Consider the following 21675-nt stretch of genomic DNA (forward strand, 5'->3'; position numbering starts at 1 on the left):
CCAGACATCCAGGAATTCCCCATAGAACACCCGCCTGGATGGTCAGCCACTCGTGTCAGCCGGCGACCGACCAGCCTGTCCCCGCGAGACGCGCGAGCACGTCAGGCCACTGCCGTCTCCTGAGGCTTCAGTTCCTCGACCGGCGGAATGCGGCCTTCGTACCAATACGCCGCTGCCGCTCGCGACATCGCGGCGCCGTCATGGCCAATGCCGGGCACGGTGACCAGCGACCAGTTGCACGGCAGGCCGCGTTTGGCTGCCTCCGCCTTGGCGAAGTCGAGCATGAAATGGGCACGGGCATAGCGCATCGGCCCCTGCGCCAACGCCTCGGCCTGAGCCGGCAGGTTCGGGTCGCTCGTCACGATGTCCTGGTCGCCGGCGAAGATCACCATCGGCCAGGCCAGCCAGCGCGCCAGCTCCGCCTCACCGAGGCCGAGACCGCCGAGTCCTTCCGGAAAGCGGCGCTCCAGCGTCGGCAGCGTGTACCAGCCCGAATTGGCGGCGAAGGCGACCTCGAACGGCGTCTGCTCTTGCGTCGCCAGCAGGCGGTGGACGAACTGGCCGCCGGCTGAATGGCCGAACAGCTTGACCTTGTCGCGCTTGGTGACGCCGGCCTTGCGCAGCGCCGCCAGCACGCGGGCCGGCACGGCATAGAGCCAGCCGTCCTGGGCGGCGATCGTGCCGTCCTCGCCGACCAGGAGGCCGTTATTATAGCCCTCGGCCTTGGGAAAGTGCTCATTGCCGAAGGTCGGGGCGACGATCAGCAGGCTGTGCTTCTCGGCCGCCTCGATCCAGAAGTCGCGGTAGTCGTCGCCATTGCGCAGCATGCCGTGCTGGACGAAGACGACCTCGTCGTCCGGGCTATGGCCCGCCGGCCGGTAGCAGTTGATCTCGAGCGGCCGCTCCGGATGGCGGACATCGACGAAGGGCAAGGTGCTGCGGCCGAGCGGTGGATCGAGGCTGAGCGTGGTCATGCGGCTTCCTGGATCGTGTGGAGGTGGCAGGCGGCGCTGCGGCCGGGCGCGATCTCCGCGAGTTCCGGGCGGATCTCGCGGCAGACCGGCATGGCGTGCTCGCAGCGCGGGTGAAAGGGGCAGCCCGGGGGCGGCGCGAGCGGCGACGGCAATTCACCCTTGAGCGGCTGGAAGCTGCTCTTGCGCCGCTGCGCCGAGGGGATCGCCTTGATCAGCGCGGCGCTATACGGGTGCGCCGGCTCGGCGAAGATCGCGGTCGCGCTGCCGATCTCGACGATGCGGCCGAGATACATGATCGCGACCCGGTCGCTGATATGGCGGACCAGGCCGAGATCGTGGCTGACGAAGAGATAGGTCAGGCCATGGCGCTCGCGCACGTCCATGAACAGGTTGATCACCTGGGCCTGGATCGAGACGTCGAGCGCCGAGACCGGCTCGTCGCAGACCAGGAAGTCGGGTTTCACCGCCAGCGCGCGGGCGATGCCGATGCGCTGGCGCTGCCCACCGGAGAACTGGTGCGGATAGCGCTCGCGATAGGCGAGATCGAGCCCGACCTCGGTCAGCGCCCGGTCGACCGCACCGTCGATCTCCGCCTTCGGCACCAGCTTGTGGACCGAGAGCGCCTCGCCGACGATCCGGCTCACCCGCATGCGCGGATCGAGCGAGGCATAGGGGTCCTGGAAGATCATCTGCACCTTGAGCAGATAATCGAGCCGGTCCTTGCCCCTGAGGCCGGCGGCCGAGCGGCCCTTGTAGAAGACCTCGCCTTCGGTTGGCGGCAGGATGCCGGTCGCGATCCGCGCCAGTGTCGATTTCCCGCAGCCGGATTCGCCGACGAGCCCGAGCACCTCGCCCTTGGCGACGCTGAGATCGACGCCGTCGACGGCGCGCAGCGTCGCGGGCGGCGCATGCCGGCCGACCGCAGTCAGGATGCGCTCGGCGATATTGGCCTTGCCGCGGAAATATTTGCGAACGCCGCGCAGCTCGAACAGGGGCTCGCTCATGCGGCCTCCCGATTGGGCACTGGGTTGTGGCAGCGCAGGGTCCGGCCGTCATGGTCATGCGGCGCCGGGTCGACCTCGGCACAGACGGGCAGTGCCCGCTCGCAGCGCGGCCGGAAGGGGCAGCCGGAGGGGCGCGAGTCGATGCGCGGGGCGACGCCGTCGATCTGATGCAGCCGTTCGCCAGGCTCGACCATGGTCGCCGAGGAGTTGAGCAGGCCGAGCGTATAGGGGTGGCGCGGCCGGTCGAGCACGGTCTCGACCTCGCCGATCTCGACGATGCGCCCGGCATACATCACCGCCACGCGGTCGGCGAGCTCGGCGACGACGGCGAGGTCGTGGGTGATCCAGATCACCGCGGCGCCACTCTCGCGCGAGAGTTTTTGGACCTCGTAGAGGATCTGCGCCTGGATGGTGACGTCGAGCGCCGTGGTCGGCTCGTCGGCGATGATCAGGTCGGGATCGTTCAGGAGCGCGGTCGCGATCGCGACGCGCTGGCGCATGCCGCCGGAGAATTCGTGCGGAAACTGCTTCAAGCGCGTCTCCGGAGAGGAGATGCCGACCCGCGCCAGCGCCTTCGCCGCTTTGTCCAGCGCCTCCTGCCGGCTGCAGTCGCGGTGCTCGAGAATCGCCTCGCTCATCTGCTCGCCAATGCTGAGCACCGGGTTCAGCGTCATCAGCGGGTCCTGGAAGATCATCGCGATCCGGTCGCCGCGCAGGCTGCGCAGGCGCTCCTGCGAGGCCGCACGCAGATCGACGCCCTCGAACAGGACCTCGCCTGCGACGACCTCGCCCGGCGGATCGATCAGCTGCACCAGCGAGAAGCCGGTCACCGACTTGCCCGAGCCGGACTCGCCGACCAGGCCGAGCACCTCGCCTTTGGCCACACAGAAGTCGACGCCGTCGACCGCCGGCCAGGCGCCGTCCACGGCATGGAACACGGTCTTGAGGCCGCGCACGGAAAGGAGGGGGGCTTCGCTCATGCGCGGACGTTGAAGCTGCGGCGCAGGCGGTCGCCGACGAGGTTGAGCGACATGATCAGCGCGACGAGGGCGAGACCCGGGAAGACGGCGATCCAGTATTCGCCGGAGAGCAGGAACTCGAAGCCGTTGGCGATCAGGAGCCCGAGCGAGGGCTGCGTCACCGGCACGCCGACGCCGAGGAAGGAGAGCGTCGCCTCCAGCGTGATCGCCGAGGCGATGCTGATCGTCGCGACGACCAGCACGGAGCCGACCGAGTTCGGCAGCAGATGCGCCAGCATGATGTGGCGGGTCGGCAGGCCGAAATTGACCGCCGCCTCGATATATTCCTTGCGCCGCTCGACCAGCGCCGCCGCCCGCATCAGCCTCGCATACTGCGCCCACTGCACCAGCACGATCGCGAGGATGACCTTGTCGACGCCGCGGCCGATCGAAGCGAGCAGCACGAGCGCGACCAGGATCGACGGGAAGCCGAGCATGAAGTCGACGACGCGCATGATGACGGCATCGACCGCGCCGCCGAACTGCGCCGCGGCGAGCCCGGCCATGATGCCGATCGAAAGCGCCCCGATCGTCGAGGCGAGGCCGACGAGCAGGCTTGTGCGCAGGCCGTAGAGGATGGCGCTCAGCATGTCGCGCCCCTGCGCATCGCTGCCGAGCCAGAAGGTAAAGCCGCTCATGCCCTGCTCGCCCGGCGCCAGCCGGTTGTCCATCACGCTGAGGGCGCCGAGATCATGCGGGTTCTGCGGTGCGATAAAGGGAGCCAGCAAGGCGAGCAGCACCATGATGCCGAGCAGGATCGTCGCGCCGCGCGTCGTCGGCCGGTTGCGCAGGCGGCGCAGCACCTTTTCGCGCAAGGGGGTCTCGGCCTGCGCCGGGCCCGCGAGACGGGGAGCGTCCAGGCTCATGCCTGTTCTCCGGCGAGCTTCACCCGCGGGTCGAGCGCGGCATAGAGCACGTCGACCAGGAAGTTGACGGTGACGAAGAGCAACGTCGCCATGAGCACATAGGCGACGACCACCGGCCGGTCGAGCTGGTAGACCGAGTCGATCAGCAGCTTGCCCATGCCCGGCCAGGCGAAGACGGTCTCGGTGATGGTCGAGAAGGCGACGAGGCTGCTGAACTCGATGCCGACCACGGTGACGACCGGGATCAGGATGTTGCGCAGCACGTGCCGGTTGACGATCCGCGTCCGGCGCACGCCCTTGGCGCGCGCGTATTTGACATAGTCCTGCGTCATCGTCTCGGTCGTGCCCGCGGCGACGAGACGGATGATCAAAGCGAGGTTCGGGATCGCGAGATTGAGCGCCGGCAGGGCGATGTGCTTCAGCCCGTCGAGCGTCAGCAGGCTGGTCTCGAGGCCAAAGATCGAGACCGTCTCGCCGCGCCCGGCCGTCGGCAGCCAGCCGAGCAGCACGGCGAAGAGCAGGATCAGCATCATGCCCTTCCAGAAGCTCGGCAGCGAGAAGCCGAGCACGGTGCCGGCCATGACGATGCGGGCGCGCCGGCTCTCCGGGTCGAGGCCGACCATCAGCCCCAGCGGAATACCGACGGCGAGCGCCAGCGTCATCGCCAGAAGGACGAGCTCGAAGGTCGCCGGCAGCCGCGCCAGGATCAGCTGCACAGCCGGTACGCCATGCACGAAGGAACGGCCGAGATCGCCCTTGAAGGCGTTGGCCATGAAGGTCAGGTATTGCTGCCAGACCGGCAGGTCGAGCCCGAGCCGCTGGATCAGCGCCGCCCGGTCGGCGGCGCTGGCCTGCGGCGAGACCAGAAGCTCGATCGGGTCACCGATGCCATAGACGGCGAAGAAGACCACGACCGAGACCACGAGCAGCACGAGGACGCTCTGGATCAGCCGCTGCAGGACATAGGCGGACATCGCGCCGAACCTCGATGGCGATGACGGCGCCGGCCTACTTCGCCGGCCTCACCGACATGGCGAGCGTGAACTGGTCGGCGCGACCGGTGACCTTGAGCTCGGCCTTGTGAGCCCAGATGCCGCTTTCGAAATGCAGCGGGATGAAGGCTCCGTCGGCAAGGACGAGCGTCATTGCCTGCTGCAGCAATTCGGCGCGCTTCTTGTCGTCGAGCGTCGAGATCGCGGCGCGGATCACCTTGTCGAACTCGTCGTTCTTGTAGCCGCCATAGTTCGAGCCGCCGATGGTCTTGGCCTCGTCGGGAGTCGGCGGCCACTGGCGCAGGAAGGAGGAAGCCTCGCCGGTATTCGAGCCCCAGCCGCCGAGCGCGATGCTGAACTCCTTCTTGGCGCGGCGTGGGAAATAGATCGCCCGCGTCATCGCATCGACCTCGGTCTTGATGCCGATCTGCGTCAGGTACTGCGCGACGGCCTGGGTGATCTGGCTGTCGTTGATGTAGCGGTCGTTCGTCGCCGAGAGCGTGACCTGGAAGCCGTTGGGATAGCCGGCCTCGGCCATCAGCTTCTTGGCGGCGGCCGGGTCATAGGCGAGCTTGGCCGGGTTCGGCAGCGTGCCGAACATGCCCGTCGGCAGGAACTGGTAGGCCGGGTCGGCGGCGCCGTCCATGATGCGCTTGACGATCGCGTCGCGGTCGATCGCAAGCGACATCGCCTTGCGCACGCGTGCATCCTTCAGCGGGTTCTTGCCGTCCGGCGCCTTGACGAAGGGGCTCTCGTCGCGACCGACGTCGAGCTGGAAATAGATCACGCGGGTCGAGGGCGTGACCACCTGCGCGAAGCGCTTGTCGCTCTTGATCCGGCCGAGATCGCGCGCGGCCGGGTTCTCGATCACGTCGTAATCGCCGGCGAGCAGGCCGGCGAGGCGCGGGCCGGCATTGGTCACCGGCACGAAACGCACGCTCGCCCAGGGCTCAGCCCCGCCCCAATGGTCCGGATTGCGCTCGAGCTCGATCGCCGAGCCGCGGACATAGGATTTCAGCTTGTAGGCGCCGGTGCCGATCGCCGCCGTGCCGTCGTTGAAGTTGTTGACGGCCGGCCAGGCACTGGTGACGCCGCAATTCTTCTCGATGTCGTAGCTGATCGTGCCGTGCTGGACGATCGAGGCCGAAAGGATCGGCAGGCCCGACAGCAGCGTCGGCAGCAGTGGCTCCGGCGCCTTGGTCTCGATCACCAGCGTGCCGGCGTCCGGGGTTTCGACCTTGGCGAAATTGCCGGTGATGTCGGCGAAGGAGCCGGAGACCTTGGTCTCGTTCTTCAGCGTGCGGCAGAAGGTGAAGACCACGTCCTGCGCGCCGAAGGCCTGGCCGTTGCTGAACTTGACGCCCTGGCGCAGCTTGAAGGTCCAGCGGTTCTTGCCGTCATTCTCCCACGAGGTGGCGAGGCCGGGCTTCAGTGCCTGCTTCTCGTCCTGCAGCACGAGGCTGTCGAAGATATGGGCGGCGAGCGCGTTGTTGGGGGTCAGGTCGTGATAATGCGGATCGACGGCGGTCGGCTCGGAGGCGAGCGCGATGCGCAGGGATTGCGCCATCGCCGGCGCGCTCAGCATGCTGGCGCCGAGCATGATGGTGACGAGCGCGCGGTGACGCATCGGTCTCTCTCCGTTCCCTTGGCCGGCGGCCTTTGACAGCTTTATTTTCACGCGTTAGCAAACATGAAAATAATCCGACGTCAATCAGCGGGAGAGCTAATGTCACGCGCCCTGAAACCGACGACGGACCTCGCCAACCGCATCGCCCGGGTCTACCCCTCGCTCAGCGAGGGCCATCGTAAGGCCGCCGATTACGTCCTGCAAAGCCCGCTCGACGCCGCAACGATGACGATCGAGGGGCTGGCCGAGCAGAGCGGCACCTCGACCGCGACCGTGACCCGCTTCGTCCGGGCCCTCGGCTATGCCAACTATGCCGACTTCCGCGTGGCGCTGTCGACCGCGCTCAAGGTCGCCCTCGCCCCGGTCGAAGGTCTCGCCGATGCCCGCGCCATGGCCGGCTCCGTCTTCGCGACCATGGCGACGACGCTGAGACAGGAAGCCGCCAATCTCGACGAGGCTATCGCGACGCTGGAGGAGGAAACGGTCGACCGCGCCATCGCCATGCTGCTCAAGGCGCGCCGCATTTTCATCGTCGGCTCGGGCGCGAGCCATCATGTCGGCTCTTTCCTCGAGGACGGGCTCGCGCTCTACCTGCAGGCCGATGTCGTCTTCGCCGCCTCTCGCGGCGGGCCGGAGCGCGCCATTCGCCACATGCTTTCGGCCGGGCCGGAAGATCTCGTCATTGCGATTTCAATGCCGCGCTATTCGCGTTCGACGCTGGAGCTCGCGAGCTTCGGCAAGAAGCGCGGCGCCGTGCTGCTCGCACTGACGGACGGGCCTTCGTCGCCGCTCGTCGGCCTGGCGGACATGACCCTCTTCGCGCCTGCTCGTAACGGGTTCCTGCCCAACTCGCCGACGGCAGCCTTCGCCGTGGCGGACGCGCTGATCACGACGCTGGCGCGCGAGCGGCCCGATGCGGTCGAGGCGCTGAAGGGATTGAGCGAAAGCCTGCTCTGGACCTTCCACTACTAATCTCGCGGCCCCCTCCAGGTTTTGACAGCGAAACCCGGCTCCTGCGGAGAAGCCAGCATGAGCCAACAGGATGGTAATTTTAGCGTGGGTCTCCAGGGCACTGTGGTATTCCAGCGGTCTGTTGATCGAATTGCCGACAGCCCATCCGAACTGACTGGGTCGACATGGTACCTGACGTGAGCGCGACTCGCCGCCCAAGCACGACCGGTCTGCGCCGATTCCTGGATCTCCAGCAGCAGCGCGATTGGATGCAGGGCGAGATGATCCTGCGCGACGCCGACGAGCGCTCGGAGTCGCTGGAGCTGCGTCTCAAATACGTCGCGCGGTTCGAGAAGCTGCTGCGCCGGCCGCAGGCGCAAGAGGTCCTGGAGATTCTCCGGCGATACGGCCGCGACTGCATCCCGATCCCGAGCCGGACCGAGCGGCATTACTGGTCGGTTTCGTGCCTGCCGTCGACCCCGGGCAAGGCGCTCGTTCGCGTCAATGCGAGCTGGATGGAGCTTTTCTCGCTCTATGCGGACGGCGAGGGCATCCGCGCGCTATTCCTGGTGCATCTTTCCGATTTCACCAGGGACCATTCGCTCGATCAGGGCGAGGTGGACGAAGCTCTCCTCGAGCGCTGCGTGACGACGCCGGAAGACGTCAGCCATGTCTTCCCCCGCGGCGAGGACATTTTCGGCATCAAGGTCCGCGGCTTCCACTCGATCGGCAAATTCCTCGCGGAGCGCGATGCGTTGCGGGCCGTCCGGGCGTTCAACCTGACGCACATGAACCGGGGCCGGAACGCCTATCAGGCGAGCCATTGCTACAGCCTGGCGGATCACATGGTGAGTGGCCCTGCGGGCTGAGCGAGGACGTTGCTGCCGTCTGTGCAGAATCTGCCGGCAGGTCGTGCTTCAGAAGCTCTCCAGCGGCCTGTCGATATCGAGGCCGGTCTGTTCGAAGCCGCGCTTGAAATCGGCGATGTGGCGATGCATCCAGGCCGCTGCCTCGTCGGCATCGCGCTCCTTCAGGGCCTTCAGCAAAGCGTGATGGGCGTCGATGATGCGCTTCTGCGTCTTGAGGGCGCGGCAGGATCGCCTTGCCTGCAGGCATGAACAGCTGGCTGATCGGCTCGCGCGCGAGGCCCAGGGCGCGGTTGCGCGCCGCCTGGGCGATCAAGTCATGGAAGACGATGTCGAGCCTGACGACCTCGACATGATCGTTGATCGCCTTTTCCGGGGAACCCGACGCGGCGCTCTGGGCTGCACCCGGCAAGGGCACGCGCCAGCTCGGCGCGGATGCTGGTCGATCTCGACAAGGAACGGATCGTCACCGATGCCGGCAAGGGCCGCATCTCGCCCCGCACTGCGCAGGCATCGGCCAGCAAGAGCTCGCGGCGCCTTCTGGAGGCCGTACGTGCCTTTCAAGGCAAGTGCAGGGCTTTGCCACGAGCGGGGCTGAGGTCGACCCAATAGCCTGGCCGATAGGGGATCGGCAGGAAGCGTTCGTGGAGTTCGCGAAGCGTCGCGTCGGGATCGATATCCGTGAAGAGGTCCGGATGCAGCCATGTCGCGATGCGCTGGATCGCCACGAACTGGTAGGGGTTGTTGTAGAACTGGTGCCAGATCCCATGGACACGGTGGTTCGCGACCGCCGACGAGTGCAGGAAGGCAGGACGTCGCGCCAACGCGGCGAGCTTGCTGCGTGCCAGCGCCATATCCGCTCCCGGCCCGAGCCCGACCCAACCGCCGCCGGGCGCCAGCGCGCCGAAGCTTCCGCCGGTCACGATCAATACCTCTGGGTCACGCGCGACGATCGCCTCGGGATTGATGACCCCGAAGGTGCCGGAAAGCAGCTCCGAGCCGAGGTTTCGGCCGCCCGCGACCTCGACCATCCGGCCGAAATTCTCCGGTCCGAAGGTCAGGCAGCAGTCTTCCGAATAGCCTGGAATGCGGTCGACCATCACGAGCGGGCGCTTCAGCATCGGGTATTGAGCCAATCGCTCGGTAACGCGCGCCATCTGGGTTGCGCGGAAGGTGATCAACCGTTCGGCGATCTCTTCGTGCCCGAACAACTTGCCTAGAAGACGCAGCGAAGGCTCGATGTTCTCGAACGGGGCATGGCGAAAATCGATATAGGCGACGGCGATGCCGACAGAGGCGAGTTTGTCGATGAGCCGTGTTTCATCACTCGCCCGTTACGCCTCGTAGTTGAGGAGGACGACGTCCGGCTTCAGGGCGATGGCAGCTTCGACGTCGAAGCCGCCACCCGTCACGCTCCCGAATTTTGGCAGCGCGGCCGCCTGCGGATAGAGCGCCACATAGGCGGCATAGCTCTCCGGGTCGGATTTCTCCAGATCGGCGCCCCAACCGACCACCCGCGCGAACGGCGCCTCGCGATCAAGCGCCGCAACCGTATGGATCTGCCTGCCTTCCGCGAGCAGGACACGCTGGAGGGGCAGAGCGAGGCTGACGCTGCGGCCCTTGATGTCCGTGAGCGTCACCTGCTCGGCCCGCGTCGGCGTTGAGGCGGCGAGCATCGCAAGTGCAGCGACGAACCCTGCGATCCTTTTCATCCGCCCCGGCACGAAGCGCCTTCTCACAGGTCGACCGACATGGAAAGGCGGTAGGTCCGCGGCGCACCGAGATAGAAGGTGCCGAAGGATGCAACGCTCGACCAGTATTTTTCCGCCGTGACGTTTTGAACGGTGGCCCGGAAGGTCGTCTTGCGTCCGGCGATCTCGGTGGCGTAGCGCGCGCCGATATCGACCCGCGCCCAGTCAGGCAGGGATTGGGTGTTGGCGGCGTCGATATATTGCTTGCCGGTGTAGACCAGCGTGCCCGTCAGCGTGAGATCCTTGAGCCACGGCACATCCCATTCGGCGCCGAGATTGAATTGCGTGGACGGTACGCCGATCGGATCGTTGCCGCGGTTGGCCATGACCGCCGTCTTGGTCAGCTTGCCATCGAGCAAGGCAAGCCCGCCCAGAAGCCGCAGCCCGGGCGCGACCTCGCCATAAATGTTGAACTCGAGGCCGCGAACCCGCTGCTCGCCGCCGACGACGAACAGATTGCCGTTGAGTTCTCCGCTCGGCTTGGTGATCTGAAAGCCGGCAAGCGTCGCGCCGAAACTGCCATATTGCAGCTTCACGCCGGCCTCGTATTGCTTCGTCCGGTACGGGGCGAAGGTCTCGCCGGCGTTGCTGGCGGTGGTCGGGGCGATGTCGCCGCGGCTCAGCCCTTCGACATAATTTGCATAGAACGACACGTTCTGGTGAGGCCGCAGGACGAGGCCGACCAGCGGGGTCGTGGCGCTCTCGTCATAGCGGGAGGTGACGGCTCCGGTCACAGTCGAATAATTGGTCGATTCGACGGATTGGCGTCGCACCCCGAGCGTCAGAGCGATGCGCTCGTCCAGCACGGACAGCGTGTCGGCCAGCGCAATGCTCGTCAGCTCGCTGTCCGAGAGCCGGATGCGCTGCGCACGCGTCGCGAATTGCGGTGCCGTCAGCGCCGGAACGTAGATGTTCGACGAGAAGGCACGACCGGCGGTCAAAGCCCGATCGGTGTCTTCATGGTAGTAGGATGCCTGGAAGGTCAGCGCATGCTTGACAAAGCCCGTATCGAAGCGGGCGCGGAAGCCGGCATCGTAGGTCCGCCGATCGATCGTCATATCGAAATATTGCGGTGCCTGTGTGGTATCGCCTCGCGAATTGAGAATCGTGGGCAGGGGCGCATTGGCGAAGAAGCGATTGACCCGCGTGTGCGAGCCGCCGGCATTGGCGAACAGCGTCACATTGTCGGTGAGATCGTACTCGTTCTTGATCAGCGCCGAAGTGTCGTCGACCTGCGAGAATTCCCAGGGCTGGATCATGTTGCGGGCGCCATTCGGCGCCTTCGGAGCCGGAATGCCAGGGCTCATCCTGTAGGGGCGTGAAGGCACGTCCCAGTTGTCGCGCTGGGCCAGTGCATAGACCCAGCTCCTGAAGCGCTCACCCTGATAGTCCAGGGCCAGCGAGCCGATGCCCGTGACATTGCGCTGCCCGTCGATCGCCGTATCGCCGCCGCGCAGGCTGCCGTTGACGCGGACGCCGAATTCGCGACCGGAGCCGTATCGGCGAGCCACATCGAAGGTGGCGCCGCCATAGGTTGTCGAAGAAAATTCCGTTCCGGCGCGTGTCAGATCGGCCTCCGCGCGCTTCGGCACGATGTTGATGACGCCACCGACGCCGCCATTGGGCGCAAGGCCTGTCAGCGCCGCGGCCGGACCCTTCAGAACCTCGATCCGCTCGGCGTAATCGGTGAAGATCTTGTAGTTCGGCGCCACGCCGAAAACGCCGTCGAAGGCAACTTCGCCGCTGTTGCCCTCGCCAACCGGAAATCCCCGGATATTGAACGATTCGACGATGCCGCCGGAAGGGTGGGAGCTGCGCACCGACGGATCGAGGATCAGTGCGTCGCTCAGCGTCGGCGCCTGCTGATTGCGGATGAATTCGTCCGTGTAGCTGGTGACGTTGAATGGCGTGTTGAGCGTCTCTGCATTGCCGAGAAGGCCAAGGCGCGCGCCCGTCGCCACCTGCCCGCCGGCAAAGGCAGGAGGAACGGAACCGGGGCTTGCCGGCCCTTCGACGACGATCGCGTCGAGCTGGACCGTGGGAGGTGTCTCCTGCGCCAGAACCGCAGCCGCTCCCAAGGTAATCGCTGCACTTGTCAGCGCCAGCCTGCACAACCCGAGGCCAGGCTCTGCGCACGCTTCGGTCGGGGCGGGAGGGGTGCGCTGAATCGTCATGCATGTCTCCGTCAAGAAATACCCAGCCGATGCCGGCTGATATTGCGGAGATTTACTGTCAGGCTAAACGCAGAATGACAAATGTAATATATTATTTCCGTTCAACTAGCGGGTAAATGTCACAGAATTACAACTCGAGTATTATAACTACTACAAAGACGCGAAATAAACGCGCATGACAATAGGCCCGATCCTTGCCGGAAGGAGCGGATTCCTGACGCGGCAGTGCCGCGCGCCGTGGTTAAATCCTTCAGCCCGCATTGGTCGATGATGATTTTTGAAATCCTGCCCCTCAAAATCAGAGGCAGCCGCCGCCTTCAGCTTGCGTACCGGCGTACGAGCGCGCGGGCGTCCTCGATCTCGTCGTGGATCCACTCTTCGACCACAGCGACCTCACGCCGCCTGCGCATCTCGGGCGGGCGCACGAGGTAATAGGAGGAGCCGGTCGGCACCGCCTTGGGCACGGGCACGGCCAGCCGGCCGGCCTGGATGGCTTCATGGGCCAGCACGACGTCGGTCACCGCGACGCCCAGTCCGGCTTCCGCCGCGCTCAGGGCCATGTCGAGCGCGTCGAAGTCCAGGCCGCCGCTGGTGTCCAGCCGCGTTCCCGATTTTTCCGACCATGTCTGCCAATCCTGCCGGTCTGGCAACGGGGGGAGCAGCGTCGCCAATGACAGACCGGCATCGCCGGCGATCGTTCCATCGAGATAGCCCGGCGCGCAGACCGGGAGTATCCATTCGGGATAGAGCTCACTGGCACAGTCCAGCGGCCAGTTGCCGATGCCGTAACGGATGCCGAGATCGGCATCGGTATCGTTCAACGTCATGTCGTTGAGACGGGTATGGACATTGACCTTGATCAGCGGATGCCGCTCCTTGAAGTCACGCAGCCGCGGCAGCAGCCAGCGCAGCGCGAAGGTCGGGAGCGCCTTGATCGTGACCGCCTCGCGGTCGTTGCGAAACGGATTGACGGCATTGGCGATGTGGTCGAACGCCTCCTTGACGCTCAGTGCCAGGCGGCGGCCCGCATCGGTGATCTCCAGCCCATTGTGGTTGCGCAGAAAAAGCTGAGCGCCGAGCTGGTCCTCGAGGATCTTCACCTGGCGGCTGACCGCACTCTCGCTGACGTTCAGGATCAGCGCCGCCTTCTTGATGCTGAGTTGCGCCGCCGCAACCTCGAAGCAGCGCAGAGCATTGAGGGAGGGCAACCGTCTGGTCATGGCGTCTCCCTCCCGCAATCATCCCGGCCATGCCGGATCGGCGGGTTTTCAGTTAGCTCAGATCCATCCTCGGATCGAGCGTATCCCTGAGTCCGTCGCCGGCGAAGTTGAAGGAGGTGACGGCAAGCGTGATGGCCGCACCTGGCAGGATGGCGAGCCAGGGTGCGCTGGTGAGGTAGCTCTGGGCGCTTTCGAGCATGTTGCCCCAGCTCGGGGTCGGCGGCTGGATGCCGTAGCCGAGGAAGGAGATGTAGCTCTCGGCCAGGATCGCGTGGGCGACGTTGAGCGTGGCCGCGACCATGATCGGGGCGATCGCGTTCGGCAAGAGCGCGCGGAACATGATGCGCCGGTGGGATGCCCCGAAGGACACCGCGGCCTGCACGAACTCGCGCGTCTTCAGAGAGCGGACCTGCGCCTCGACGACGCGCGCCACCTCCATCCACGAGGTCATCGCGATCAGCAGCACGATCGAGGGGACGGAGGGCTGGATCAGCGCCGAGATGGCGAGCAGCAGGAAGATCGATGGAAAGCACAGCATCGCGTCGACGAAGCGCATCAGCGCCGTCCCGACTACGCCCTCGTAGAAGCCTGCGACGAGCCCGATGCAAATTCCGATCGCCATGGCGATGATCATCGCGCAGAAGCCGACCGCGAGCGATATGCGACCTGCCATCAACAGACGCGCGAGCAGGTCGCGGCCAAGCGGGTCGGTGCCGAGGATATGCGGCCCCGACAAGGGGGGCGCGAAGCGCTGGCGGATATCGATGAAGGTATCGCTATAGGGCAGCAGCATCGGACCGAACAGGCAGGCGAGCGTCAGCAGGGCGATGCTGCAGGCGCCGAACACGGCCAGCTTGTGGCGCCGGAAGCGCTTGAAGCCGGGCCGCCGCCATAACCCGGTCTGCGGTCGAGACAGCGTTTCGACGGAGATATCTGACGCGCTCATCAGCCGCCCCTTGCGATGCGCGGATCGGCGACGCCGTAGAGCAGGTCGGCGGTCAAGCTGCCGATGAGCACGAGTACGGCGCTGAACATCAGGACGCCCATGACCACGGGATAGTCGCGGTAGCTGATCGAATCCAGGAAGAGCCGGCCCATGCCGGGCCAGGTGAAGACCGTCTCCGTCACCAGCGCGCCGGACAGGAGCGTGGGTACATGAAGGCCCGTGATGGTGATCATCGGCAGCAGCGCGTTGCGCAACGCGTGTCGGATGAGGATCGAGCGCTGCGAGAGCCCCTTGGCGCGGGCGGTGCGGATATAGTCCTGGTTGACGACGTCGAGCATGGAGGAGCGCATGTAGCGGCTCCACACCGCCGTCGAGACCAGGGCCAGCACCATGACTGGCCCGACCATGTGGTGGATCTGGTTCAGCAGCGAACCGTCGCCGATCGTGTAGCGATTGCCCGAAGGCAGCCAGCCGAGCCAGACCGAAAAGACGTAGATCACGACCAGCCCGAACCAGAAGGTCGGGATCGACAGTGCGATCATCGCGCCGACCGTAGCCAGCGAATCGAACAGCGAATAGCGGCGGATGGTGCCAAGGATGCCGATCCAGGCACCGATCAGCATGGCCAGCAATGTCGAGGTCGCCATCAACTGCAGCGTCGCCCCGACATGCGAGCCTATGACCGCGGTCACCGGCTGTCCGTCGCGATAGGAGCGGCCCCAGTCACCCGAGAGCATGCGCCAGAGCCACTCGGCATATTGCACCGGCAGCGGCCGGTTGAGGCCGAGCTGCCCGGCAATGCGATCGAGATCCTCCTGGGACATCTCGCCGCTGGCGGCGAATTGCGACATCGGCCCGCCGGGGGCCAGATGCAGGATCGCGAAGCCGACCATCGAGACGATGAGCAACAACAGCACGGCCTGCCCGAAACGGCGCAGAAGAAAGGCGCTCATGGGGTCTTACGCGGCCCAGAACCAGTCGCGCATGTTCCAGCAGTTGGAAGAGCAGTTGATGTTCGGGGCGAAACCGTTCAGCCCATCCTTCAAGCCCTCGGCCATGACCGACTGATAGACCGGGAGCAGAACCAGATCCTCGCGGATCATGCGCTGGATTCTGCTATAGGTGGCCTTGCGCTCCTGCTGATCGAACTGGCTGGCGCCTAGCGCCAGCAGCCTGTCGACCTCGGCATTCTGATACTGGTAGGTATTCAGCCCCGCTCCCTGCTTGGCAGGGATCGCCTTGCTGGAGAAGCGCGGCGTGGCGTCGGGGTCGTTGCCGATCATGAAGTTCGAGCCAACGGCGACCGACTCGAATTTCGACTTCTGCCAGAAATCGCCCCAGATCACCGCCGCCGGCATGTTGCTGATCTTCATCTCCGCGCCGATGGCGAGCCAATCCTGCTGCAGGAGTTGCTGCGACTGCTCGCGGCCGGGATTGCCGGTCGTGGTCGAGTTGGCGAAGGAGAGGCGCACGCCGCCCTTTTCGCGGATTCCGCTGGCGCCGCGCACCCACCCCGCGGCATCGAGCAGCGCGTTGGCGCGCGCCGGATCGTGCTTGTGGACCGGAAGTCCCGGCTCGAAGGCCCATGACTCGCGCGGCAGGAAGGATTCGGTCGCGACCGGCAGGCCGTAATAGATCGCGTCGATCCGCGCCTGCTTGTCCATCGCGAGATAGAGCGCCTCGCGCACCGCCTTGTCCGCGAAGGGGCCGAATTCGAGATTGAGCGCTATGTGCTCGACAAAAGGCGTCGGCGAACGCGAGATCCGCCGCCCTTTCAGCCCCTCGGCCTCCTTGGCGAAATGAGCCGGGATGCCGCCGATACCGAGATAATCGACCTGCCCGGTCCTGAACTGGGTGTAGAGCGCGGTCAGGTCGGGGATGTACTTGAACACGACGCGTTCGAGATGCGGCCCCGCGCCGTGATAGCTCTCGCCGGCGTGCAGCAGGAGGTGGTCGCCCGCGACGCGCTCGCCCCAGCGGAATGGACCCGTCCCGATCGGCCGGTTGTTGAAGGCCGCGGTGTTCGGGTCCTCGGCCTTCGCCAGGACGTGCCTGGGAACCATGAAGGTCAGTGCCAGGATCGAAAGATAAGGCGAATAGGCGCTTTCCATCCGCCAATGGATCTCGTCGGGCGCGACGATGACGATGTCGCGCAGGAGATTGTGGCCGATGCGATTGCGGACGCGGAAGCCCGGCGTGGTGATCAGGTCGAGCGTGTACTTCACGTCCTCGGCGGTGAAGGGCGTACCATCGTGCCATTTTGCGTCGCTGCGCAGCCTGATCTTCCAGGTGAGACCGTCAGCGGAGAGCCCGCCATTGGAGACGCTGGGCACCTCGCGGGCGAGATCGGGCACAAAGCGCCCCGTCGGATCGATATACCAGAGCGGGCTGAATATCTGCCACCATACGCCCTGATCGACTTCGCTGCCCGGCATCAGCGGATTGAAAACGGTCGGCTCCTGCGAGATGCCGGCGACGACCTGCCCGCGCGGCTTTGCAGGAGCGGCTGCGGGTTTCGTTTGAGCGATCGACTGCCCGTTCGCGCCGACGAGCGCACCGCTTCCGGCGAGCAGGCCGAGCGCCAGCATGTCGCGGCGCCGCCACCCGAGACGTTGCTCCCTGTTGCGATCCGTCATCGTGATATCCCCTTTGTTGCACGGGCTGCTTTTCAGCCTCGAAACCGCGTCACGCCGAGCGGCGTGGAGATCTTCAGATTCCTTGACCCAGGCCCTCGCGCGTTGGCGAAAGATCGCCAGACGACACGCCGATCCCAGCCAGATCTCCGGGTAATTCATGACCAGCGGCGAGTGCGGCGAGCGCCTGCCCCATCGCAGGCGAGGTCAGGATGCCGCAGCCTCCCTGACCGGCGAGCCAGAAGAAGCCCGGCGCATCGGGCCTGGTACCGGCCACGGGATTTCTGTCGGCGACGAAGCTGCGCAGCCCGGCCCATTGGCTCAAGGGGCGCCCCACATGCAGCCGGGTATCCGCCTCGATGTTCGCGATCGCCTGTGCGAGGTCGAGATCCTCGGGATAGACATCCCCGGGCTGCGTCGGAACCGCGTCGGACAGGCTCCCCATCAGGCAGCCTGGCTCCGGCTTGACGTACCAGTTGTAGTCGATGCTGCCGACATGCGGCCAGGAGCGCGTGTCGAACTCCTTCTGCAGGGCGAAGGTGAAAGCGGTGCGCCGATAAGGGACGACGCCGATCGGCGCGAGCCCCGCCATGCGCGTCACCTCGTCGGCCCAAGCCCCGGCTGCGTTGACGAGAATCGGCGCCGCGATCCCGCCGCCCTGCCAGCGCACGAGCCATGCGCCGTTCTCCCGGCTGACACCCTGGACCGGAGCGCCGGTAAGGAGTTCAGCCCCTCTGGCCCTGGCGCCGCGGAGATAGCCCTGCAGCAACATGTCGACGTCGATATCCATGGCGTCGGGCTCGTAAACGCCGGCATCGACCTTGTCGGCAACAAGCGCTGGAAACAGCGAAAGCGCGGCCTCCTTGTCCAGATAGTCCGCGCGGGCTCCGGCTGAAGCGAGATTGTCCTGCAGCCGCCGCAGCACGCCTTCCTGGCCCGCCTTCGCCACCGTCAGGCAGCCGCGCGGCGTCAGAATCGGATGCGTGCAGAAGCCCTCCGGAGGCGTTTCGAGAAAGCTGCGGCTGGCCTGCGCCATGCGACGCATCGTCGGCGCGCCGATCCCGACCGTGAACTGAGCGGCCGTTCGTCCCGAGCTGTGATAGCTGAAATGCTCCTCGCGCTCGACCAGCGCGACCGAGCCGTACTGCGACAGGAAGTACGCTGCGGAGGCACCCGCAATCCCGCCTCCGACGATGACGACGTCCACCTTCATCAGTCGACAATATCCTCGAGCCGCCATGCGCAGCCGCCGATCGGGTACGCCATGCCGGAAACAAGGTCACCGGCGGTTCTGCTTGTCGATTTCAATAATTCGGGGTCAGGGGCTCAAAAGTTCAAGCGCGGCCCGCGAATTCCTCGCTCCCTGCCTCCAATTATTGAAATCGACATCGCCGCCGCCCCCGCCGATGCGTGTCTCAAGTCAACAGGTGAGGCACAGCGATGGGCGACAAGACATCCGCGGCGGGCGGCAGGCGATTGATCTCCTCGGGCAGTGAATTCGAGAAGACCTACAGCTACAGCCGTGCTGTCGTCGCCGGTCCGCATATCATGCTCTCGGGCACCACCGGCTACGACTATGCCGCCAGCACGCTCGCAGCCGGCGCCGAGCAGCAGACGAGGCAGCTCTTCCGCAACGCCGCTGCCGCCTTTGCCAAGGCCGGCGCGGGTCTCGCGGATGTGGTGCGTGTCCGGATGTATATCGCGAACGGCAGCGACTACGAGGCGGTGATGAGCGTCTTCGCCTCGACCTTCAGGGGCGTGGACCCGGCCTGCACCACAGTCCAGGCCGGCCTGTTCGACCCCGACATCCTGGTCGAGATGGACATGGACGCCATCCTCGATGCCCGCGCTTAGCCTGCTCTCGCACGTCCCCGACGACGTGATGGCGCGGCTTGCTGCGCGGCCGGCCGTGCTGCCGGAACGGGCCGACGCCGTCGTGATCGGCGGCGGTATCATGGGCGCTGCAGCCGCCTATTATCTCGCCCGGGCGGGGATGGAGACGGTGCTGATCGAGCGGGACCGCGTCTCCTCCCAGCAATCGGGCCGCAACTGGGGCTTCGTGCGGACGCAGTACCGGGACCCGCTCGAACTGCCGCTGGCGATGGAGGCGCTGTCGATCTGGCCGGGTTTGGAGCAAGAACTCGGCGAGGCGACCGGCTGGCGTCGCAACGGCTGCATCTTCGTCGCCGATACCGAGCAGGAGCAGAACGCCTTCGTTCGCTGGCAGGAACGTACGCGCGATATCTCTCCCAACACCCGGCTTCTGTCGGGCCCCGAGGTTTCGGCGCTGCTCCCCTCTCTGCGGCGCGCGACGGCAGGAGGGCTGCACACGCCTTCGGACGGACAGGCTGAGCCGGCTTTGGCCACGACGGCCTTCGCCCGCGCTGGAATCCGCGGCGGCGTGACGATCTTGGAAGATTGCGGAGCCATCGCCATCGAGACGGCAGGCGGCAAGGTAAGCGGCGTTCAGACCGAGCACGGACTGATCCGATGCAACGTCGCAGTGTGCGCTGCCGGATCGCTGAGCCATCGCCTGCTCGCGCCGCTTGGGCTCTCCCTGCCACAGCAGAGCGTGCGCAGCACCGTCTCGCTGACCGCGCCCCTGCCGCCCTTGACGGATGCCTGCTTCTGCGGCTTCGGGATCGGCCTTCGGCAACGGCCTGACGGCTCATGCATCATCGCCGCGGATTCGAACTCCGACATCGATCTGTCGCTCGACTCCTTCCGGGCCGCGCGGTTTTTCCTGCCGGAACTGCTGCGCCACCGCAACGGCTTTGCCTTGCGGCTGGGACGCCCCTTCATGGACGATCTGCATGAGCGGCTGGTGGTTCCGCGGCGCGAGCGCGCCCTTGCTGCAAGGCGACCGCCTATCGAAGCCAATCGAGAATACGCTACCAAGACGAACGAGGCCGTGCGGCAGCTTTTCGCCGGCGCCGAGGCGATCGCGATCGTCAAGTCGTGGGCCGGCCGCATCGACGTGCTGCCGGACGCGCTGCCCGTGCTCGACGCGCCGGGCCAGATCGCGGGTCTGATCGTCGCGACGGGGTTCTCGGGACACGGCTTCGGCCTCGGACCCGCAGTCGGGCGCCACGTCGCGCGGCTCGCCGATGGAACGGAGCCGGCCGACATCCTTGCACCGCTGCGCTTCGATCGTTTCGCCCGCGGCACCTATACGCGCCCGCACGCGCCCCTGTGACGGAGAGCCGCCCATGACAGTTCAGAATGCCGCGCATTATCGCGCCATCGCCAGCCGGATCGCTCCCCCGGACGCGCCTTCATCGACGGAGCGTTCGTCGCCGCAAGCAGCGAGGCCGTGATGGCGACCACCATCCCGCGGCAAGCCGATCCGCGACTGCCGGAAGGAGATCGGGACCGAAGTGCCCGATACCATCCAATGGTATGCCGAGCTGAGGAGACCCTACGATGAGCATGAGTCGATTGGCCCGCGAGCAGGTCGAACGCTACTACGACGGCACGATGCTGCCCGACGAGCTCGTGGAAGTGATGTGCAGCGACACCGGCTGGTTCCCCGCTCGCACCGTGAGCGGTGGATCGCAGGTGAGGCCGCTGCGGCGCTCTGCCGTCTCCTTGCCACGACTGGAGATCGCCGATCACGGCCGCATCTTCGACTTTTACGACTATCTCTCGGTGAACCGTGTCGCGGGGCTTCTCATCCTGAAGGATGGCGAAGTGGTCGAGGAAGTCCATGCCCTGGGCACGCGCCGGGAGACGATCTGGAAATCCTGTTCGCTGGCTAAATCCATCACCGCGACGCTGGTCGGCATGGCCTTGAAGGAGGGGCTGATCGAGAGCCTCGACGATCCGGTCTCGCGCTACGCGAAAGTCGGCGGCATCTATTCCGACGTCAGCCTGCGGCACTTGCTGCGCATGGCCTCCGGCGTGCGCTGGCGCGAGGACTACGGCGATCCAACCTCCGACCGCCGCCAGCTCATGGCGATTCAGAGCCGCTGGGAAAAAGGCGGCATCCTCAGACACATGGAGTCGCTGCCTGCCGAAACTCCGGCTGGCGGCTCATGGAAATACAATACCGGCGATTCCTATCTGGTCAGCGCCGTGATGGAGGGCGCGACCGGAACTAATCTGGCCGACTATCTTTCACGGATCTGGCATCGCCTCGGCACGGAGGCGGATGCCCATTGGTGGTCGGAATGCCCGGACGGAATGACCATTTCGGGGAGCGGCTTCAATGCCCGGCTGCGGGACTATGGGCGCTTCGGGCAGTTCGTGCTGGATGAAGGCCGTATCGGCGGCGACAGGTTCCTGCCCGACGGCTGGAACGCGGAGGCGGGCTCCGCCTATCACATCGGCAGCGAACGTATCCCTTACGGTTACATGTGGTGGATTCCCGTGCTTGAGGATTCGGCCCTGGAGGGCACCTTCCAGGCCGAGGGAATCTACGGTCAATTCATCCATATCAACCCGCACAAGGGGCTCGTCGTCGTCGTCCTCAGCGCACGCTCCAAGCCGGGGTATCGGAGTCGCCTCGAGATCAACGACGACGCTTTCTTCGCAGCCCTCGGAAGGGCTCTTTAAGACTCCGACGGGCCCGCCAGCGTTGAGCTGCGGGTGGCCAATCCTGCCTGGACGGAAATCGGCAAGCTCGTCATGGGTCATGCCGTCGAAAACCTCTG

Annotated in this window: 18 protein-coding genes and 1 pseudogene; 5 read left to right on the forward strand and 14 right to left on the reverse strand. The window is 65.8% G+C overall.

All coding sequences use genetic code 11. From position 1 onward, the window contains the following. Positions 1–101 precede the first annotated feature (101 nt). The 6 genes from ACTIF2_RS01925 to ACTIF2_RS01950 are packed head-to-tail and all read right to left on the reverse strand — an operon-like array spanning position 102 to position 6482. Positions 102–974, reverse strand: coding sequence for an alpha/beta hydrolase family protein (locus ACTIF2_RS01925; protein ID WP_439495327.1), 873 nt, complete (start codon positions 972–974; stop codon positions 102–104). Continuing rightward, entirely contained in the window at positions 971–1978 is a 1008-nt protein-coding gene (locus tag ACTIF2_RS01930) for an ABC transporter ATP-binding protein (protein WP_439495328.1), read from the reverse strand. Before ACTIF2_RS01930 ends, ACTIF2_RS01925 begins: the two co-directional genes overlap by 4 nt. Continuing rightward, positions 1975–2958, reverse strand: coding sequence for an ABC transporter ATP-binding protein (locus tag ACTIF2_RS01935; protein WP_439495329.1), 984 nt, complete (start codon positions 2956–2958; stop codon positions 1975–1977). The genes ACTIF2_RS01930 and ACTIF2_RS01935 overlap by 4 nt, the downstream gene beginning before the upstream one ends. Beyond that, entirely contained in the window at positions 2955–3863 is a 909-nt protein-coding gene (locus ACTIF2_RS01940; protein ID WP_439495330.1) for an ABC transporter permease, read from the reverse strand. Before ACTIF2_RS01940 ends, ACTIF2_RS01935 begins: the two co-directional genes overlap by 4 nt. Next, positions 3860–4837, reverse strand: a complete 978-nt coding sequence (locus ACTIF2_RS01945; protein WP_439495331.1) for an ABC transporter permease — start codon at positions 4835–4837, stop codon at positions 3860–3862. Before ACTIF2_RS01945 ends, ACTIF2_RS01940 begins: the two co-directional genes overlap by 4 nt. A gap of 34 nt (positions 4838–4871) precedes the next feature. Next, positions 4872–6482, reverse strand: coding sequence for an ABC transporter substrate-binding protein (locus ACTIF2_RS01950; protein ID WP_439495332.1), 1611 nt, complete (start codon positions 6480–6482; stop codon positions 4872–4874). 99 nt (positions 6483–6581) lie between these two features. Between ACTIF2_RS01950 and ACTIF2_RS01955 the strand changes: the two genes are divergently transcribed. Further along, positions 6582–7454, forward strand: coding sequence for a MurR/RpiR family transcriptional regulator (locus ACTIF2_RS01955; RefSeq protein ID WP_439495333.1), 873 nt, complete (start codon positions 6582–6584; stop codon positions 7452–7454). 164 nt (positions 7455–7618) lie between these two features. Continuing rightward, the gene (locus ACTIF2_RS01960; RefSeq protein ID WP_439495334.1) at positions 7619–8302 is read left to right on the forward strand and encodes a hypothetical protein; all 684 of its coding nucleotides are present in this window, start codon (positions 7619–7621) and stop codon (positions 8300–8302) included. Positions 8303–8350: 48 nt separating this feature from the next. Here ACTIF2_RS01960 and ACTIF2_RS01965 read toward each other — a convergent pair whose 3' ends face one another. The 8 genes and pseudogenes from ACTIF2_RS01965 to ACTIF2_RS02000 form a co-directional block, all read right to left on the reverse strand. Then, a complete protein-coding gene (locus tag ACTIF2_RS01965; protein ID WP_465248470.1) occupies positions 8351–8479 on the reverse strand; it encodes a hypothetical protein in 129 nt (42 codons plus the stop codon). A 380-nt stretch (positions 8480–8859) separates the two neighbouring features. After that, positions 8860–10011: pseudogene (locus ACTIF2_RS01970) on the reverse strand (ABC transporter substrate-binding protein). Between the two features lie 23 nt (positions 10012–10034). Continuing rightward, entirely contained in the window at positions 10035–12224 is a 2190-nt protein-coding gene (locus tag ACTIF2_RS01975; RefSeq protein WP_439495335.1) for a TonB-dependent receptor, read from the reverse strand. A 317-nt stretch (positions 12225–12541) separates the two neighbouring features. Next, complete coding sequence (locus tag ACTIF2_RS01980; protein ID WP_439495336.1) at positions 12542–13444, reverse strand: LysR substrate-binding domain-containing protein; 903 nt, start codon at positions 13442–13444, stop codon at positions 12542–12544. Between the two features lie 52 nt (positions 13445–13496). Continuing rightward, complete coding sequence (locus tag ACTIF2_RS01985) at positions 13497–14390, reverse strand: ABC transporter permease (RefSeq protein ID WP_439495337.1); 894 nt, start codon at positions 14388–14390, stop codon at positions 13497–13499. Beyond that, on the reverse strand, positions 14390–15343 hold the full coding sequence (locus ACTIF2_RS01990; protein WP_439495338.1) for an ABC transporter permease: 954 nt from the start codon (positions 15341–15343) through the stop codon (positions 14390–14392). Before ACTIF2_RS01990 ends, ACTIF2_RS01985 begins: the two co-directional genes overlap by 1 nt. Before the next feature lie 6 nt (positions 15344–15349). After that, positions 15350–17026, reverse strand: a complete 1677-nt coding sequence (locus ACTIF2_RS01995; protein ID WP_439495339.1) for a peptide ABC transporter substrate-binding protein — start codon at positions 17024–17026, stop codon at positions 15350–15352. A 73-nt stretch (positions 17027–17099) separates the two neighbouring features. Next, entirely contained in the window at positions 17100–18236 is a 1137-nt protein-coding gene (locus tag ACTIF2_RS02000) for an NAD(P)/FAD-dependent oxidoreductase (protein WP_439495340.1), read from the reverse strand. Between the two features lie 227 nt (positions 18237–18463). On the opposite strand from ACTIF2_RS02000, the gene ACTIF2_RS02005 reads away from it, so the two are divergent. The 3 genes from ACTIF2_RS02005 to ACTIF2_RS02015 all read left to right on the forward strand — a co-directional run bounded on the left by ACTIF2_RS02005 (position 18464) and on the right by ACTIF2_RS02015 (position 21577). After that, complete coding sequence (locus ACTIF2_RS02005; protein ID WP_439495341.1) at positions 18464–18877, forward strand: Rid family hydrolase; 414 nt, start codon at positions 18464–18466, stop codon at positions 18875–18877. Beyond that, complete coding sequence (locus ACTIF2_RS02010; protein ID WP_439495342.1) at positions 18864–20219, forward strand: NAD(P)/FAD-dependent oxidoreductase; 1356 nt, start codon at positions 18864–18866, stop codon at positions 20217–20219. Before ACTIF2_RS02005 ends, ACTIF2_RS02010 begins: the two co-directional genes overlap by 14 nt. A 227-nt stretch (positions 20220–20446) precedes the next feature. Beyond that, entirely contained in the window at positions 20447–21577 is a 1131-nt protein-coding gene (locus ACTIF2_RS02015; protein ID WP_439495343.1) for a serine hydrolase domain-containing protein, read from the forward strand. Positions 21578–21675: the final 98 nt, after the last annotated feature.

Source organism: Allobosea sp., assembly GCF_051860145.1.
GTDB lineage: Bacteria > Pseudomonadota > Alphaproteobacteria > Rhizobiales > Beijerinckiaceae > Allobosea.

Excerpts from the sequence above, each read along its gene's own strand:
- ACTIF2_RS01990 (WP_439495338.1), bottom strand. The coding sequence starts at position 15,343 with ATGAGCGCCTTTCTTCTGCGCCGTTTCGGGCAGGCCGTGCTGTTGTTG.
- ACTIF2_RS01940 (WP_439495330.1), bottom strand. The coding sequence starts at position 3,863 with ATGAGCCTGGACGCTCCCCGTCTCGCGGGCCCGGCGCAGGCCGAGACC.
- ACTIF2_RS01930 (WP_439495328.1), bottom strand. The coding sequence starts at position 1,978 with ATGAGCGAGCCCCTGTTCGAGCTGCGCGGCGTTCGCAAATATTTCCGC.
- ACTIF2_RS01935 (WP_439495329.1), bottom strand. The coding sequence starts at position 2,958 with ATGAGCGAAGCCCCCCTCCTTTCCGTGCGCGGCCTCAAGACCGTGTTC.
- ACTIF2_RS02000 (WP_439495340.1), bottom strand. The coding sequence starts at position 18,236 with ATGAAGGTGGACGTCGTCATCGTCGGAGGCGGGATTGCGGGTGCCTCC.
- ACTIF2_RS02010 (WP_439495342.1), top strand. The coding sequence starts at position 18,864 with ATGCCCGCGCTTAGCCTGCTCTCGCACGTCCCCGACGACGTGATGGCG.
- ACTIF2_RS01925 (WP_439495327.1), bottom strand. The coding sequence starts at position 974 with ATGACCACGCTCAGCCTCGATCCACCGCTCGGCCGCAGCACCTTGCCC.
- ACTIF2_RS01955 (WP_439495333.1), top strand. The coding sequence starts at position 6,582 with ATGTCACGCGCCCTGAAACCGACGACGGACCTCGCCAACCGCATCGCC.
- ACTIF2_RS01960 (WP_439495334.1), top strand. The coding sequence starts at position 7,619 with ATGGTACCTGACGTGAGCGCGACTCGCCGCCCAAGCACGACCGGTCTG.
- ACTIF2_RS02005 (WP_439495341.1), top strand. The coding sequence starts at position 18,464 with ATGGGCGACAAGACATCCGCGGCGGGCGGCAGGCGATTGATCTCCTCG.
- ACTIF2_RS01980 (WP_439495336.1), bottom strand. The coding sequence starts at position 13,444 with ATGACCAGACGGTTGCCCTCCCTCAATGCTCTGCGCTGCTTCGAGGTT.
- ACTIF2_RS01995 (WP_439495339.1), bottom strand. The coding sequence starts at position 17,026 with ATGACGGATCGCAACAGGGAGCAACGTCTCGGGTGGCGGCGCCGCGAC.
- ACTIF2_RS02015 (WP_439495343.1), top strand. The coding sequence starts at position 20,447 with ATGAGCATGAGTCGATTGGCCCGCGAGCAGGTCGAACGCTACTACGAC.
- ACTIF2_RS01985 (WP_439495337.1), bottom strand. The coding sequence starts at position 14,390 with ATGAGCGCGTCAGATATCTCCGTCGAAACGCTGTCTCGACCGCAGACC.
- ACTIF2_RS01975 (WP_439495335.1), bottom strand. The coding sequence starts at position 12,224 with ATGACGATTCAGCGCACCCCTCCCGCCCCGACCGAAGCGTGCGCAGAG.
- ACTIF2_RS01945 (WP_439495331.1), bottom strand. The coding sequence starts at position 4,837 with ATGTCCGCCTATGTCCTGCAGCGGCTGATCCAGAGCGTCCTCGTGCTG.
- ACTIF2_RS01950 (WP_439495332.1), bottom strand. The coding sequence starts at position 6,482 with ATGCGTCACCGCGCGCTCGTCACCATCATGCTCGGCGCCAGCATGCTG.